The following is a 15,665-nucleotide window of genomic DNA, read 5'->3' on the forward strand; positions in this document are numbered from 1 at the left end:
CAGCCGCCCTGACCATTTGGTCAGGGCGTTTTTTATTGGGCCAAATAACCCGCATCGTCTCCTTTCTGCGCTGTTTTTCCTGTTCGCTGACGTTTAGTTTCTCCCCGATACCGCGTACCGGCTGCTTTGACACCCCCTTTTTCCGGTCAATATTCTTAGACACTGAATGCCATACCACCAATCCGATGGTTTATCAGACAAAATGTCTGAGTAAGCATCATTTTATCTGTTTTTAGAGTATTTACTTTAAAAAGGGCGAGGGGCTCGGTATAATGCAGTCTGCTTCTTGTTCATATTTGTTTCTGGTAGCGGGTCTGTGGCCGGCTAGCCAACAAATCCATGAATTAGCCACCTCACATTTGAGGTGGCTTTTTTTTATCTGTCACTGCTCGTTTATGTAATTTTATTCCAGTATTGGTCTTTAATGAGATTGTCTGGACCGCTTAATTCTTCTCAACAAAGAACTTTTCCGGAGCCTTATGCCGGGTTGCTGGCCGCATGTGGCTGTAGCCGACGCGAAGGTGAAGGAAAGGGATGGTAAAGAGTGAAAATGAGGAGTGGACGGGAGCTGAGGCGGAGAGGTAACCAGCCCCGAGCAGGAACCGACCGGGAAAAGGCTTGCGTTACCGGGGGAAATCACAGATGCTTTTCGGACAATAAAAAAAACCTCCTATTTCTCTCCCGTTGCCCCACCCCAGCGGTGGGGATATTTTTCAACATCGCACACCAAATAAAAAAGCTCCCGGGCGGGAGCTTTGTCTTGGGATGATTCGAGCCATTCAGGATCACTCCTGGTCGTCGATACCCTCATCTTCTTCCAGCAGTGCCAGCTGACGGGCCAGCTCGGGCGCAAACCAGCTGTCCAGTTTACGGCGCACCTGATCCACCCCAATGCCTTTCAGTGAGGAGAAGGCTTCAACGTCAATGTCGCCGCCAAACGTGGTAACGGTTTCGCGGACTTTCAGCAGCTGTTGTTTACGGGCACCGCTTTTCAGTTTGTCGGCCTTGGTCAGCAGAACCAGTACCGGCAGGCGACTTTCCACGGCCCACATGATCATTTGCTGGTCGAGATCTTTCAGCGGATGGCGGATATCCATCAGGACAACCAGACCTTCCAGGCACTCACGTTTTTGTAGGTATTCACCCAGTGACTGCTGCCATTTCAGTTTCATTTCCAGCGGAACCTGAGCATAGCCATAGCCCGGCAGGTCGATCAGGTTGCAGCCCGGTACCACTTCAAACATGTTAATCAGCTGGGTACGGCCCGGGGTTTTAGAGGTACGCGCCAGACTCTTTTGGTCCGTAATGCGGTTTAGCGCACTGGACTTCCCCGCATTGGAGCGGCCAGCAAATGCAATCTCAACGCCTGTATCGTTCGGCAAGTGTCGGATAGTAGGTGCACTTGTGATAAATCCTGTATTTCTATAGTTGAGAGGTTGATTCACTGTTAACTCCGTCAAGTCTTGATGTAGTCGACTGATTACTTTTATGTGAAATTGTGTAAAATGGACCAAAACCGTGCTTGGTGTGTGGTCGCATTGTATACCATGTCACCGAGCATTACTTGTGGTACTGGAAGCTCAATAATTATAAACGGAATGTCATGAAGAAATTAGCACTGATATTGACTCTTCTGGCCAGTTGCTCAGCCTTGGCCCAGGGAGATGCGGAAGCCGGAAAAGCAAAAGCTGCAACTTGTGCCGCCTGCCACGGTGCAGATGGTAACAGTATTATGGCCCAATACCCGAAAATTGCTGGTCAGCACGCGGGTTACCTGGAAAAACAGCTGAAGGAATTCAAGCTGGCGATGAGCACTGGCGGCAAGCAAGGCCGTAACGATCCTGTGATGGGTGGCATGGCAATGCCGCTGTCAGAGCAGGACATGGCGGACTTGGCAGCCTACTACTCCTCACTGCCTATCTCAGACAACACATCGACTGAAGCCTCTGTTGGTATCGCCCAGTCTCTGTACCGTGCCGGTGATCCGGAGCGTGGCATTACAGCCTGTACGGCCTGTCATGGTCCACGTGGTAATGGTACCAGTCTGTCAGGATTCCCGAAAATTTCGGGCCAGAACGCAGAATACGTGAAGCTGCAGCTGGAGAAATTCCGCTCAGGTCAGCGCACTAACGACATGAACAGCATGATGCAATCAGTAGCCGCGAAGCTGACTGATGATGAAATTGCTGCCTTGTCTCATTATGTTGGTGGTCTGCACTAATTCACTAACGCCACAGGCTTCCAGTCGGCGGTGAGTAAGAAGGTAGCTTCGGCTACCTTTTTTCTTGGCTGCGATTTATTGCGGCAGATCCTGCAAGAAAACAACACTTTCCGCTTGCTCCCTGTCCCTCTATCGGCAATGGCTGACAGGATTGTAAGAGATCGCCGATTTCTGCTTCGGGTTGTCACTGAATCTTTATGTGATGCCTGACTTCTTCTCTTTACATCACAACCGGTTAGGTGAGCTGAAATAAAGTTTCAGCGTAGCCGTGGGCTCCCTGTCATTGTTCCTCTGCACATTTCACGTAAAGTAGGCTCCGTCTTCAGGAGGAAGACCGTAGGCCGGAGTGCTTACGACCGGACGGCATACCGGTTCGACAGACAGGAAGCCAGGACTGCAGCGGCAGGAGGTCACCGCAGTCTGTGTCAGGACAGACACGCCAAGAACACAAACCGCTTTTCCCACGGACGACCACAAGTCATCAGGAAGATGAACAACAACAAAAGGTTGGCAGGGCAGCAACAACAATAAAAGAACAGTGCTGACCAGGGTGACACTCAGGTGAGGATCAACCAGACAGGTTAACGCCAGCAATGGCGGCACCAACAGGCGACAGGGTGGCAAACCTTGTCGCCTTTTTTCTTTCCATCACCTTCCCGCTATTTCTTATCCGGCAGGCTCGATAGGGTGTGCACATTTCGTTCGCAATTCATGCTATGATACCCGGCTTGATCGAGTTCAGTGGCGAGACCCGACATGGGGCGCCAATATCGGAGAGCTGTAATGCAAACATGTCCGCTGTGCCAGACGGAAGGCGCGAGCGCATTCCATCAGGACAAGCGCCGTCAGTATTTTCGTTGTGGTGAGTGTGCTCTGATTTTTGCTGATCCGGCAGCTCGACTGAGCCCGGAAGAAGAAAAAGCGCACTATGATCTGCATGAGAACAATCCGAATGACGACGGTTACCGACGATTTCTCAACCGTCTGGCTGAGCCGCTGACCGAGCGCTTGGGCCAGCCGGCATTGCACGGACTGGACTTTGGCAGTGGCCCGGGGCCGACGTTGTCATTGATGCTGACCGAAGCCGGTCATGAGATGGCGATTTACGACCCGTATTTTGCCGCGGATCCGGCGGTGCTGGCCGAATCCTACGATTTCGTGACTTGCACTGAAGCGATTGAACATTTTTACACGCCTGCCAGGGAGTGGGGGCTGCTGCTTGGACTGGTGAAACCCGGCGGTTGGCTGGGCCTGATGACCAAGTTGGCAACGGATGCAGATGCCTTTTCGCGATGGCATTACAAGAACGACCCGACCCACGTCAGCTTTTTCAGCCGTGAGACGTTTCGCTATCTGGCGCAACGGGATGGCCTGAATGTCGAGTTTGTCGGAAATGATGTAATTTTGCTGAGGAAAACCCAGTAATGACCCGTAAGAAAAAGACCCGTAAACCAGGTTCGGAAGGCCCTGCTGTTTATACCGATAAATCCCGTAACCAGCTGGATATCGAAGGCATCAAGCGCAAGAAAGAGCGCAAGCGTAAAGGCCGGAAATCCGGCAGCCGCCATTCTGCAGAGCAGGCGGCGACAGGACGTGCTGCCGGGCAGCGCAAAGATCCTCGTCACGGCAGCAAAAAGCCGGTGCCATTGATTGTGGACACCAAGCCGCAAACGAAACAGCAACGTCGCATGTCGGCTGAGCAAGAACTGGCGATGCTGGAAAATGATGCGCAACTGATGGTACTGCTGGACCGCATTGAAGCCGGTGAAAAACTGGGTGCCGGTCTGCAGAAGCAGGTTGACCAGAAGCTGGATCGCATCGAGCAACTGATGAGCCAGTTGGGTCTGCTGGAGGACGATGAGCCTGAGCTGGAAGCGCAGCCAAAAGCTTCGCGCCGCAGTGACGATGACCTGCTGGATCAGTTTGAAAATATGGATTTTGACGACTTCGACAAGGAGTAACCCTTGCAGGATATGACGCTATGGCTAGGGCTGGCCGGTTTGATCATTGCCGGGCTGGCCAGCTATGCCGGTTATTTATTGTTTAAACTGTATCAGCAAACCCAGCGCCACAAGGCGTTCATTGCCCGCGCAGAGCGTCTGCAGGAAGAGGGCATTAAACAGCGCAATGCCAATATTATGGAAAGCGTGCTGATTATTGCTCAGGCCGGCAAGCAGGACGAGTGCGATATGTCGGAAATCTCGATTCGTCTCTACAAGCTGATGGAAGTGCTGCAGGGCGAATTGCAGGTTGATTTTGCCGCTCAGTACCCAGCGATGTATGAGCTGTATCAGGTGGTGAAAGACATGCCGCGCGGTGATTCGCGCCGGACTCTGGAGAAGAAAGAGCGCATGAAGCTCGATATGATCCGGATGAAAGCCGAAGCCCGTCTGGTTGATGACATTAAAGTTGAGCTGGATCGAATCTTAGTAGCCAACGTCACGGCATAATAACCCGCAGAATCTTCCCCTGGTTGTCCCGCAGCCAGGGGATTTCTGATCTGGGTGGCACTTTAGTTCTCTTTTAACTACATCTTTAATCAAGTTGTGGCACACTTGGGCCATCGCAATATCCCCAATCTTAGTGGAAGTATGTCATGTCAAATGAACAGATAATCTGGGATCAGGCCCTTATCGAAAAGTACAACTACTCGGGCCCGCGCTATACCTCATACCCAACCGCCCTGGAGTTTCACGAAGCCTTTACGTCGGCTGAATTTGATATGGCCTGCGCTCGCTATCCGGATCGCAAGCTGTCGCTGTATGTGCACATCCCTTTTTGTCACAAACTTTGTTACTACTGCGGCTGTAATAAGATCATTACCCGTCACCAGCATAAAGCGGATCAGTACCTGGATGCGTTGGAGCAGGAAATCCGCCAGCGTGCCAGCCTGTTGGGCGATCGCGATGTCAGTCAGCTGCACTGGGGAGGCGGCACGCCAACGTTCCTGACCAAACCACAGATCAGCCGACTGATGGGCTTGCTGCGTGAGCAATTCCGGTTTGCCCCGGATGCCGAGATCAGCATCGAAATCGATCCGCGGGAAATTGAGCTGGATATGCTGGATCACCTCCGGGCAGAAGGGTTCAACCGTCTGAGTATCGGGGTGCAGGATTTCAACAAAGAAGTTCAGAAACTGGTGAACCGCGAGCAGGATGAAACTTTCATCTTTGCACTGGTTGAGCGGGCCCGTGAACTGGGATTCCGTTCCACCAACCTGGATCTGATTTACGGTTTGCCGAAGCAGACCCGTAGTGGCTTTGCGGACACTTTGGCGCAGGTGCTGACCATGCGTCCTGGCCGTCTGTCAGTCTTTAACTACGCCCATATGCCGACCTTGTTTGCGGCGCAGCGGAAAATCAAAGATGAGGATCTGCCGCAGGCCAACGAGAAGTTGGCCATTTTGCAGGACACTATTGCTACGCTGACCGGTGCCGGTTACCAGTTTATCGGGATGGATCATTTTGCTCTGCCGGACGATGAGCTGGCCGTGGCCCAGCGCCAGGGCGTGCTGCACCGCAACTTTCAGGGTTACACCACTCAGGGGGATTGTGACCTGCTGGGCCTCGGGGTATCCGCTATATCTATGATTGGCGACTGTTATGCCCAGAACCAGAAAGAGCTGAAAAAATACTATGCCAGCGTGGGCGAACAGCGTGAAGCGTTGTGGAAAGGGGTGTCGCTCGACAGTGATGACCTGGTGCGCCGGGAAGTGATTAAGTCCCTGATCTGTAACTTCCAGCTGGATAAGGCCGCGATTGAGGCGCAGTACGGTGTGGCATTCGACACGTACTTCGCCGAAGATCTGGCGTTGCTCAAAACGTTTATTAATGATGAACTGGTCACCGTGGATGCCGGCAGTATCCGGGTGGCTCCCAAAGGTCGTCTGCTGATCCGCAACATTTGCATGTGTTTCGACAAATACCTGCGCGATCGGGCCCGTCAGCAACAGTTTTCCCGGGTTATCTAATCCCTAGAAAGGCAAAAGCCCCGCGTCCTTAACGGCGCGGGGCTTTTTTATGGCTGGCCATCACGGTTAACCATTTAGCATGTTCACCGCGGCAATCAGTGCCAGTACACCGGCAGCAAAGTGACCCGGGCCGGCGGCCACAAGTTCGCTGACGGCAGGCATTGCCACGCTGATTGAAAACAGACTTTCCAGCATGGTGGGGTTCCCACTGTTGTTTCTTGTTGGTTGTTGAGTGCAGGGTAATTCCAACCCATGACCCGATTCAGGTTTGTACCTTCAGTGCCTGCTGGCAGGGCCAGCCTGAAGTTGGGGGTATTTTACGCAAAAACCCCGGTGATGGAATGGGGTTAGTTCAAAAAGTGAACACTATTGGTAAAATAATTGATAATTTACGGGCCGGATGAAATCCTGCTCCCGCCTGAGCGGGAGCAGGGGATGAGGTGAGGATGAAGCTGGCGACTTAGCGCTGTGCTGCTTTGTCTCGCAGTGCCTGCTTGTCACTGTCTGACAGGAATGCTAGCTCCAGGCCGTTGATCTGTGCCTGGCGAATTTGTGCTTCGGTCAGACCCGCCTGAGGCGCGGCGACTTCGTATTCGTAAGGCAGTTCAATGCCTTCGACCGCCGGGTCATCGGTATTCAGACACGCCAGAATACCGTGATCCAGGAACTGCTTAACCGGGTGAGAAGCCAGCGAAGCAACGGTGCTGGTCTGAATGTTCGACGTCAGGCACGACTCGATACCGATGCGGTGCTCTGCCAGATAGTCCATCAGGGCAGGATCTTCAATCGCTTTTACACCGTGGCCGATACGCACTGCGCCCAGTTCCTGAATGGCCTGCCACATGCTTTCCGGCCCCGCGGCTTCACCAGCATGAACGGTGACTCGCAGTCCGGCATCACGCACTTGCTTGAAGTGGTTGACGAACTGTACGCCCGGCTGGCCCAGCTCGTCACCGGCCAGGTCAATCGCGACCAGATGATTTTTCTGGGTCAGCAGTGCATCCAGCTCCTTCTGGCAGGCAGCCGTCCCGAAAGTGCGGCTCATGATACCGATCAGGTTCGCTTGAATACCGAAGTCCCGGCATCCGGCCTGTACCCCGTCCACCACGGCTTCCACCACACCAGCAACCGGCAGGTTGTGTTTCATCGCCATGTAATACGGCGAAAAACGCAGTTCCGCGTAGTCAATCTGGGCGTTCAGCGCATCTTCAACGTTTTCGTAAGCCACGCGGCGGCAGGCATCCAAATCGCCCAGCACGGCAACGCCCCAGTCCAGCTTGGACAGGAACGCGACCAGTGACGGCTCGGCTTCCACGATCTGGACGTGGGGACGCAGGGATTCGATATCTGTAGCCGGCAGAGCCATGTTGAATTTCTGGCCCAGCTCCAGAATGGTCTGAATGCGGATGTTGCCATCGAGATGGCGGTGAAGGTCAGTTAACGGCAGGTGCTTGCTAATCATAGTTATCGGTATCCCAAGAAAAGCGTCAGTATACGCAAGTCGACTATGACATTCATTATAGTTAGCCCTGGAATCCACCGGGCCGGGAAGAATGGGTGGGCACGCTTACCCGGGCTGTTGATCGGTATGGGAGTTGGCTGCTTGTGGGCAAGCCAGTGGTTGTGATGGGTTGCGGTGCCTTGTGCCTTGTGCCTTGTGCCTTGTGATCTGTGCCCGGCCCCGGAGCAACCGGGGCTGGGCACAGGTCACTCAGTCGCTGGCAATGTTGAGCTCCTTGAGTTTGCGGGTCAGGGTATTGCGCCCCCAACCCAGCAGCCGGGCGGCTTCCTGCTTGTGCCCGTGGGTATGCTCCAGCGCGGCTTCCAGCAGAATTTTCTCAAACTCCGGCAGAGCTTCGCCGAGCAGGTTCTGGTTGCCCAGACGCAGGTTCTCGGTAGCCCATTTTTCCAGCGCCTGGTGCCAGTGTGGATCGGTACTGTCTTCGTCTTGACTACGGGTGGAGGTGGTCAGCTCCGGGGGTAAATCGGCCGGTAGGATTTCCGACCCGCTTGCCATTACGGTGAGCCAGCGGCAGGTATTTTCCAGCTGGCGAACATTACCCGGCCAGTCGAGAGTGGTGAGCGCGTCCTCGGTTTTCGGATGCAGAGTTTTGACTTCGACCCCGAGCTCGTCAGATGCCCGTTTCAGGAAATGGCGGGCCAGCTGAGGGATGTCCTGGCGGCGGTCTTTGAGTGCCGGCAGGTGCACCCGAATCACATTGAGGCGGTGAAACAGATCTTCCCGGAAATCACCCTTGGCAACCAGCCGTTCAAGGTTCTGGTGGGTCGCGGCAATGATGCGGACATCCACATTGATGGGCGAATGCCCGCCCACCCGGTAAAACTGGCCATCGGCCAGCACCCGCAGCAGCCGGGTCTGAATATCCAGCGGCATGTCCCCGATTTCATCCAGAAACAGGGTACCGCCATTGGCCTGTTCGAAGCGCCCTTGGCGAATGTTGTTGGCGCCGGTGAAGGCTCCTTTTTCATGACCGAACAGCTCCGATTCAATCAGATCTTTTGGGATGGCCGCCATGTTCAGGGCGATAAACTCTTTGTGGCTGCGTGGGCTGTGGCGGTGCAGGGCATGGGCAACCAGCTCTTTACCGGTCCCCGATTCACCGTTGATCAGGACGGAAATGGAAGAGCGTGACAGCCGGCCAATGGCGCGAAACACTTCCTGCATGGCCGGTGCTTCGCCAATGATCTCCGGGGCATTTTTTTCCAGAGACACCGGCGCTTGCTGGCGTTTTTGCTCTTGGCTGTGGGTGACGGCACGCTCAACCAGGCTGACTGCCTCGTCAATATCAAACGGCTTGGGCAGGTACTCAAAGGCGCCTTCCTGATAGGCATTGACGGCGGCATCCAGGTCCGAGTGGGCGGTCATGATGATGACTGGCAAGGTCGGATAATCTACCTGCAAGTTGCGCAGCAGGGTCAGGCCGTCAGTGCCCGGCATCCGGATATCCGAGACCAGAACATCCGGGACGCTGCGTTCCAGGGCGTCCATGACACTGTCGGCATCGGCAAAGGTTTCACACTTCAGTCCGGCGGCATTCAGGGTGCGTTCCAGTACCCAGCGGATCGAACTGTCGTCATCGACGACCCAGATTAGTCCTTTGCTCATAGTGAATCCTCTTGTTGTTCGGCGGGTCGGTTGCCCGCTTTATGACTTAATCGGTAAATACAGGGTGAACTTGGTATGGCCGGGCCAGCTCACCACTTCAATCTTGCCGTGATGCTGGTCGATCAGATTCTGGGCGATCGACAGTCCTAATCCTGTGCCGCCTTCACGGCCGGTCACCATGGGGTAGAACAGGGTGTCCTGAATATCACTCGGGATCCCCGGGCCGTCATCAATGATGTCTATCTTGGCGGCAACCCGGTAGCGGCGGCCATGGATCAGCGTCTGGTGGGCGGTCCGGGTTTTCAGGGTGATGTTGCCGCCGCCGTGCTGCTGCAGCACCTGGGCGGCATTGCTGACAATATTGAGAATGGCCTGCTCCAGCTGTTCGGGGTCCATGTCAAACGGTGGCAGGCTGGGATCGTAGTCCCGGTGCAGGTAGATATTGTCACCGCAGTCGACGCTGACCAGCTGGCGGACTTTTTCCAGCACAACGTGGATATTGTCTTCGTGGCGGACACCGGGCCGCTGCGGGCCAAGCAGGCGGTCGACCAGATTCCGCAGGCGGTCGGCCTGCTCGATAATCATCTGGGTGTACTCGGTGTAGCTCGGGTCCGGGAGGGTTTTTTCCAGCAGCTGCGCCGCGCCGCGCAGGCCGCCCAGCGGGTTTTTGATCTCGTGGGCAAGGCCGCGTACCAGCTCTTTGGCTGCCTGTTGCTGGGCATGCTGGCTCAGCTCCTGACTGATCCGGCGTTGCTGGTCAATCGGTTTGAGCTCGAGCAGGATCAGCAGCTCCCGCTGCCAGGATAGCGGGCTGGCACTCAGCTCCAGGGTATGGTGGCGGCTGTCGATCACAAAGGTGACTTCACTGTCTGCCAGCCCCTGACCGCTTTGCAGGGTGGCTTGAACCAGACTCAGGTCGAGCGAGGTATGTTGCAGCAAATCCGGAAAGCGGGTGTTATCGAGCCGCCGTTTACTGAACGACAGCAGCTGCTCCGCCGCCGGATTGACGTAACGAATCGTCAGGGTTTCATCAAGCAGTACGACTGCGGTAACCAGATTGTCCAGAATCAGGGGAGAAAACTCGTCCGTCACAATTACCATCCTTGTCCATATTCTCATCATGGTGCATGGAACTGGCGATGCACCAACTTGGTGCAATCAAGTGTAGCCTGTCTGTCTGGTAACGTGAACGAAAAATTCAGCCTTACCTGTTACTTGGGCACTGGCTGGGGCTGGGTTCGCTGCAGGACGCTGGCACGGTGCAGAAAGACAGTGACTGTCTCTGAAGATGCAATAACCTTGCCGTATTTTAAGAGTTCGACCTGAAGCGTGTGCTCGCCGCGATCAATATTGGTGAGCTGCCAGTCCAGATCTGTCTGAGCGCGACCGATGACCTTGCCATCCAGCCGCAGGTGAGCAGTATGACCTTTATTGAGTTTGCGATTACTGGTGGCGGTCACTGTAATGGTGCCACTGTTGTCACGGATCGTCTGCTGGTGGGCCGGTGTCAGCATGCTGATGATAGGCTGGGCCAGGGCATCATCGCTGGGGCTGGCCGGATCCGCGTCGGTTACGCTGGGGTCAGAGGCGCTGTCGGACGGACTCACCTCAGACGTGGTATCCAGTATGGTGTCGGGCTCAGCGGCCGGGGGCTCGACTTCCGGGGCTTTGAGTGCCAGCGGTTTGGCTCCGGGACGGGGTTGATCGCTGAAATGGACGACGCCATCGGCATCTTCCCAGGTATACAGTGTCGACTGAGCCCATGCTGGGGCGGCAAGCAGGCTGAAAAGCAGCAGGGTCGTGGGTTTCATAGCAGCACCGGTGAAGGTCGTCGTGGACATATCTCCATTGTTGGACCCGGTCTGACCAACGGCAAGTGTAAAAAGGCCGGCTTGTGAAGCCGGCCTAAAAGTAACGCTGTGATTACACTGCGAATTTCTTATACAGAGTAGTACAGTTCGAATTCCAGTGGGTGCGTCGCCATGTTGATCTTCTGCACGTCCTGAGTTTTCAGAGCGATGTAAGAATCAATGAAGTCATCAGAGAACACGCCGCCAGCGGTCAGGAACTCACGATCTTCGTCTAGGCACTGAAGCGCTTGTTGTAGTGATTCTGCAACCTTTGGAATCTCTGCTGCTTCTTCAGCTGGCAGATCGTACAGGTCTTTATCCATCGCTTCCCCTGGGTGGATCTTGTTCCGGATACCGTCAAGACCCGCCATCAGCATGGCTGCAAACGCCAGGTATGGGTTTGCTGCTGGATCTGGGAAGCGCACTTCGATACGACGCGCTTTCGGGCTTGGTACCACAGGGATACGGATAGAAGCAGAACGGTTACGCGCTGAGTAAGCCAGCATTACTGGTGCTTCGTAGTGAGGAACCAGACGCTTGTACGAGTTGGTCGACGGGTTAGTCAGTGCGTTCAGTGCACGTGCGTGCTTGATGATACCGCCGATGTAGTACAGAGCCATTTCAGACAGGCCGCCGTATTTGTCGCCCGCAAACAGGTTCTGACCGTCTTTCGCCAGAGATTGGTGTACGTGCATACCAGAACCGTTGTCGCCCACCAGTGGTTTAGGCATGAAGGTCGCGGTTTTGCCGAAAGCGTGTGCGACGTTGTGTACAACGTATTTGTAGATCTGGATTTCGTCCGCTTTGGTTGTCAGCGTGTTGAAGCGCGTGGCGATCTCGTTCTGACCTGCAGTCGCGACTTCGTGGTGGTGTGCTTCAACAACCAGGCCCATCTCTTCCATGATCAGACACATGGCTGAACGGATATCCTGAGAAGAATCAACCGGCGCCACTGGGAAGTAACCGCCTTTCACGCCTGGACGGTGACCTTTGTTACCGCCTTCGATGTCAGAACCTGTGTTCCATGCCGCTTCGATGTCGTCAATCTTGAAGAAAGAACCAGACATATCGGTCGAGAATTTCACGTCATCGAACAGGAAGAATTCTGGTTCTGGACCAACCAATACAGTGTCAGCGATGCCAGTTGAGCGCATGTAGTCTTCTGCGCGTTTAGCGATAGAACGTGGGTCGCGATCGTAGCCCTGCATAGTCGCAGGTTCCAGGATGTCACAACGAATGTTCAGAGTGGCATCTTCTGTGAACGGGTCCAGTACTGCTGATGATGCGTCTGGCATCATTACCATGTCTGATTCGTTGATGCCTTTCCAGCCAGCAACAGAAGAACCGTCGAACATTTTACCTTCTTCAAAGAAGTCGGCATCAATCTGGTGAGCTGGGATAGAGATATGCTGCTCTTTACCTTTGGTATCGGTAAAGCGTAGGTCAACAAACTTGACTTCGTTTTCCTGGATCAGCGCGAGTACGTTTTCAACTGACATCTTGAGTAACCTCCGGTGTTAGATTGGGCAACGGGCCACAAAATAGGTAATGAGCATGCATTGCTCAGCTAAAATCTATTAAGCGAGAACCGTGCCAACTTTTAAAAGCCCCAAAACAGCGCATTAGCGTGAGTAAAAGGGCAAATGCGCACTTCTGATGCACCAACTTGGTGATGCTGTGCACCATTGTGGTGCGATTGGTGACAAGTCCCGTCTTTCCTGGTGCGCGCCATTACTATTAGTCCATGGTCGCATATTGTCAATTGCTGCTGGCGGGAGTTTCAGGAAAAAGTGGTCGGTTTCATGGAAACGTCAAATAAAGAGGGGAACGGCCGGAAGTCGCTGCCATTATTCAGCTTAAATCGCCCAAACGGCGGGGGATACGGGGGCATGGTGCGCTTGAGCGCAAAAAAGCCGGTGATATAAATCACATAATAGGTGGGTTTTGACGTAAAATCTGTTAGATTATGAGCCGTTTTTTTAACCACGTGGCAACCGTCCGGTCGCTGCATGTTCTGAGTGAATGTAAAACACATGTCAAATCCACAGATCGATAAATTAAGAAATATCGCAATCATTGCGCACGTTGACCACGGTAAAACGACTCTGGTTGACAAATTGCTTCAGCAATCTGGCACGTTAGAGTCTCGCGGTGAAGTAGAAGAACGCGTAATGGATTCCAACGACATCGAAAAAGAGCGTGGTATTACCATTCTGGCTAAGAACACAGCGATCAACTGGAACGATTACCGCATCAACATCGTTGATACTCCGGGACACGCCGACTTCGGTGGTGAAGTTGAGCGTATCATGTCGATGGTTGACTCAGTACTGCTGATCGTTGATGCCGTTGACGGTCCGATGCCACAGACGCGTTTCGTAACGCAAAAAGCGTTTGCTCACGGCCTGAAGCCAATCGTGGTAATCAACAAAATTGACCGTCCGGGTGCACGTCCTGATTGGGTTATGGATCAGGTATTTGACCTGTTCGACAACCTGGGTGCGACTGACGAGCAGCTGGATTTCCGTGTAGTGTACGCATCGGCTCTGAACGGCTGGGCAACATTGGAAGAAGGCGAAACTGGCGAGAACATGGAACCTCTGTTCCAGGCTATCGTAGATAACGTTGCTGCGCCAAACGTTGACGTTGATGGTTCGCTGCAGATGCAAATTTCTCAGCTGGATTACAGCTCATACGTGGGTGTTATCGGTGTTGGCCGTGTTACACGTGGTTCGGTGAAGCCAAACCAGCAAGTTACCGTTGTGGGTGCTGACGGCACTAAGCGTAACGGTAAAGTTGGTACAGTACTGGGTTACCTGGGTCTGGAGCGTCACGATGTTGCGCAGGCGACAGCGGGTGACATCATCGCAATCACAGGTCTGGGCGAGCTGAAAATCTCTGACACTATCTGTGACGTGAATGCTGTTGAAGCGCTGCCAGCTCTGTCTGTTGACGAGCCAACAGTTACTATGACCTTCCAGGTAAACACCTCTCCGTTTGCGGGTAAAGAAGGTAAGTTCGTAACGTCACGTAACATTCTTGAGCGTCTGCAGAAAGAACTGGTTCACAACGTTGCTCTGCGTGTAGAAGAAACGGATGACCCGGACAAGTTCCGCGTATCAGGCCGTGGTGAGCTGCACCTGTCTATCCTGATCGAAAACATGCGTCGTGAAGGCTTTGAGCTGGCAGTATCTCGTCCGGAAGTAATCCTGAAAGAAGAAGATGGTCAGCTGATGGAACCGTATGAAACGGTGACTATCGACGTGATGGAAGAGCACCAGGGCGGCATCATGGAAAACATCGGTCTGCGTAAAGGTGAGCTGACTGATATGGCACCGGACGGCAAAGGCCGTGTACGTATGGACTTCATGATGCCTTCTCGTGGCCTGATTGGCTTCCAGACAGAGTTCATGACCCTGACTTCAGGTTCTGGCCTGCTGTACCACACGTTTGATCACTACGGTCCGCACAAAGGTGGCGAAATCGGCCAGCGTGTGAACGGCGTACTGATTTCTAACGCAACCGGTAAAGCCCTGACTTACGCACTGTTCAACCTGCAGGAGCGTGGCCGTCTGTTTGCTGAGCACGCAGATGAAGTGTACGAAGGTCAGATCATCGGTATTCACAACCGTTCAAACGACCTGACAGTAAACTGTCTGAAAGGTAAGCAGCTGACTAACGTTCGTGCTTCTGGTACGGATGAAGCACAGGTTCTGACTCCGGCGATCAAGTTCACTCTGGAGCAGGCGCTTGAGTTCATCGATGATGACGAGCTGGTAGAAGTAACGCCAGAAAGCATCCGTATCCGTAAGAAACTGCTGACGGAAACCGATCGTAAGCGTGCAAGCCGTTCAGCGAAATAATCGCTAACCGCATGTACTGAATCAATCCCTCCATCGCGCAAGCATGGGGGGATTGTTTTATCTGGCCAGGTAAATGGAAAACTGACCTATGCAACCGATAATCATCACCGGCGGCCCGGGTGCCGGCAAAACCACACTGCTGCAGGCGCTGGCCCAACGGGGCTACCTGACGTACCCGGAAGTGTCCCGCGCCCTGATCCGGGAAGAATCAGCCCGTGACGACGGCATTCTGCCCTGGACCGATTTACCGGGTTTTGCTGCGCTGTGCCTGGATCGCATGAGCAGCCAGCGTGAGCAGGCGGCGTGCAGTACGATGCCGGCGTTTGTGGATCGGGCGATTGGGGATATTTGTGCTTACCTGAAAGTCGGCGGTTTGCCGGTGACGGCGAATTATCTGGCGGCGGCCCAAGGCTATCATTCCACTGTGTTTTTCTGCGCGCCGGAAGCGTCGATTTATGTGCAGGATGATGAGCGTCCCCATAACTTCGCTGAAGCTCAGGCGATTCACCGCGAGCTGGTGACGACCTATCAGGCGTTGGGTTACGCAGTGGCAGAGGTGCCTTGGGGGACCGTGGAAGCGCGGGCCAACTGGGTATTGGCCCGGCTGCGGAATGGGCAAATCGGCGAGTAGTCG

The 15,665-nt window shown here is 54.1% G+C and carries 15 protein-coding genes; 7 read left to right on the forward strand and 8 right to left on the reverse strand.

Features of this window, described 5'->3' with window-relative positions; genetic code table 11:
- Positions 1–785 precede the first annotated feature (785 nt).
- A complete protein-coding gene (gene yihA / locus PGW97_RS00440; RefSeq protein ID WP_217391778.1) occupies positions 786–1,445 on the reverse strand; it encodes a ribosome biogenesis GTP-binding protein YihA/YsxC in 660 nt (219 codons plus the stop codon).
- 158 nt (positions 1,446–1,603) lie between these two features.
- Here yihA and PGW97_RS00445 point away from each other — a divergent pair, with 158 nt between their 5' ends.
- Positions 1,604–2,221: a c-type cytochrome gene (locus PGW97_RS00445; protein WP_207103408.1), complete on the forward strand. Its 618-nt coding sequence runs from the start codon at positions 1,604–1,606 to the stop codon at positions 2,219–2,221.
- A gap of 300 nt (positions 2,222–2,521) precedes the next feature.
- Here the strand turns inward: PGW97_RS00445 and PGW97_RS00450 are convergent, their stop codons facing one another.
- Entirely contained in the window at positions 2,522–2,845 is a 324-nt protein-coding gene (locus PGW97_RS00450) for a hypothetical protein (RefSeq protein ID WP_047887077.1), read from the reverse strand.
- Positions 2,846–3,004: 159 nt separating this feature from the next.
- Here PGW97_RS00450 and PGW97_RS00455 point away from each other — a divergent pair, with 159 nt between their 5' ends.
- From PGW97_RS00455 to hemN, 4 genes are all read left to right on the forward strand, one after another.
- On the forward strand, positions 3,005–3,646 hold the full coding sequence (locus PGW97_RS00455) for a class I SAM-dependent methyltransferase (protein ID WP_207103407.1): 642 nt from the start codon (positions 3,005–3,007) through the stop codon (positions 3,644–3,646).
- The gene (gene yihI, locus PGW97_RS00460) at positions 3,646–4,182 is read left to right on the forward strand and encodes a Der GTPase-activating protein YihI (protein WP_217391779.1); all 537 of its coding nucleotides are present in this window, start codon (positions 3,646–3,648) and stop codon (positions 4,180–4,182) included. Before PGW97_RS00455 ends, yihI begins: the two co-directional genes overlap by 1 nt.
- Before the next feature lie 12 nt (positions 4,183–4,194).
- Positions 4,195–4,671 (forward strand): DUF2489 domain-containing protein, encoded by a 477-nt coding sequence (locus PGW97_RS00465; protein WP_047887118.1) that lies wholly within the window; start codon positions 4,195–4,197, stop codon positions 4,669–4,671.
- A gap of 146 nt (positions 4,672–4,817) precedes the next feature.
- Entirely contained in the window at positions 4,818–6,191 is a 1,374-nt protein-coding gene (hemN, locus tag PGW97_RS00470; RefSeq protein WP_047887080.1) for an oxygen-independent coproporphyrinogen III oxidase, read from the forward strand.
- A gap of 66 nt (positions 6,192–6,257) precedes the next feature.
- Here the strand turns inward: hemN and PGW97_RS00475 are convergent, their stop codons facing one another.
- The 6 genes from PGW97_RS00475 to glnA form a co-directional block, all read right to left on the reverse strand.
- A complete protein-coding gene (locus tag PGW97_RS00475; protein WP_273858125.1) occupies positions 6,258–6,386 on the reverse strand; it encodes a hypothetical protein in 129 nt (42 codons plus the stop codon).
- Positions 6,387–6,651: 265 nt separating this feature from the next.
- Positions 6,652–7,653 (reverse strand): adenosine deaminase, encoded by a 1,002-nt coding sequence (add, locus tag PGW97_RS00480; protein ID WP_273858126.1) that lies wholly within the window; start codon positions 7,651–7,653, stop codon positions 6,652–6,654.
- A 249-nt stretch (positions 7,654–7,902) separates the two neighbouring features.
- Complete coding sequence (gene glnG / locus PGW97_RS00485; protein ID WP_273858127.1) at positions 7,903–9,318, reverse strand: nitrogen regulation protein NR(I); 1,416 nt, start codon at positions 9,316–9,318, stop codon at positions 7,903–7,905.
- 39 nt (positions 9,319–9,357) lie between these two features.
- The gene (gene glnL / locus PGW97_RS00490) at positions 9,358–10,410 is read right to left on the reverse strand and encodes a nitrogen regulation protein NR(II) (RefSeq protein WP_047887119.1); all 1,053 of its coding nucleotides are present in this window, start codon (positions 10,408–10,410) and stop codon (positions 9,358–9,360) included.
- Between the two features lie 119 nt (positions 10,411–10,529).
- Positions 10,530–11,159: a DUF4124 domain-containing protein gene (locus PGW97_RS00495; protein WP_273858128.1), complete on the reverse strand. Its 630-nt coding sequence runs from the start codon at positions 11,157–11,159 to the stop codon at positions 10,530–10,532.
- Positions 11,160–11,257: 98 nt separating this feature from the next.
- A complete protein-coding gene (gene glnA / locus PGW97_RS00500) occupies positions 11,258–12,667 on the reverse strand; it encodes a glutamate--ammonia ligase (RefSeq protein ID WP_047887083.1) in 1,410 nt (469 codons plus the stop codon).
- Positions 12,668–13,201: 534 nt separating this feature from the next.
- Here glnA and typA point away from each other — a divergent pair.
- Both typA and PGW97_RS00510 read left to right on the forward strand, forming a co-directional pair.
- The gene (gene typA / locus PGW97_RS00505) at positions 13,202–15,031 is read left to right on the forward strand and encodes a translational GTPase TypA (RefSeq protein ID WP_047887085.1); all 1,830 of its coding nucleotides are present in this window, start codon (positions 13,202–13,204) and stop codon (positions 15,029–15,031) included.
- Positions 15,032–15,119: 88 nt separating this feature from the next.
- Positions 15,120–15,662 (forward strand): AAA family ATPase, encoded by a 543-nt coding sequence (locus PGW97_RS00510; protein WP_273858129.1) that lies wholly within the window; start codon positions 15,120–15,122, stop codon positions 15,660–15,662.
- The last annotated feature ends 3 nt before the right edge of the window (positions 15,663–15,665 follow it).

Origin of the sequence: Photobacterium sp. GSS17, assembly GCF_028621875.1 — a bacterium.
Taxonomy (GTDB): Bacteria; Pseudomonadota; Gammaproteobacteria; order Enterobacterales; family Vibrionaceae; genus Photobacterium; species Photobacterium ganghwense.

Coding starts and splice junctions, on each gene's coding strand:
- PGW97_RS00445 (WP_207103408.1), top strand. CDS start 1,604: ATGAAGAAATTAGCACTGATATTGACTCTTCTGGCCAGTTGCTCAGCC.
- PGW97_RS00455 (WP_207103407.1), top strand. CDS start 3,005: ATGCAAACATGTCCGCTGTGCCAGACGGAAGGCGCGAGCGCATTCCAT.
- yihI (WP_217391779.1), top strand. CDS start 3,646: ATGACCCGTAAGAAAAAGACCCGTAAACCAGGTTCGGAAGGCCCTGCT.
- PGW97_RS00465 (WP_047887118.1), top strand. CDS start 4,195: ATGACGCTATGGCTAGGGCTGGCCGGTTTGATCATTGCCGGGCTGGCC.
- hemN (WP_047887080.1), top strand. CDS start 4,818: ATGTCAAATGAACAGATAATCTGGGATCAGGCCCTTATCGAAAAGTAC.
- PGW97_RS00475 (WP_273858125.1), bottom strand. CDS start 6,386: ATGCTGGAAAGTCTGTTTTCAATCAGCGTGGCAATGCCTGCCGTCAGC.
- add (WP_273858126.1), bottom strand. CDS start 7,653: ATGATTAGCAAGCACCTGCCGTTAACTGACCTTCACCGCCATCTCGAT.
- glnG (WP_273858127.1), bottom strand. CDS start 9,318: ATGAGCAAAGGACTAATCTGGGTCGTCGATGACGACAGTTCGATCCGC.
- PGW97_RS00495 (WP_273858128.1), bottom strand. CDS start 11,159: ATGTCCACGACGACCTTCACCGGTGCTGCTATGAAACCCACGACCCTG.
- glnA (WP_047887083.1), bottom strand. CDS start 12,667: ATGTCAGTTGAAAACGTACTCGCGCTGATCCAGGAAAACGAAGTCAAG.
- typA (WP_047887085.1), top strand. CDS start 13,202: ATGTCAAATCCACAGATCGATAAATTAAGAAATATCGCAATCATTGCG.
- PGW97_RS00510 (WP_273858129.1), top strand. CDS start 15,120: ATGCAACCGATAATCATCACCGGCGGCCCGGGTGCCGGCAAAACCACA.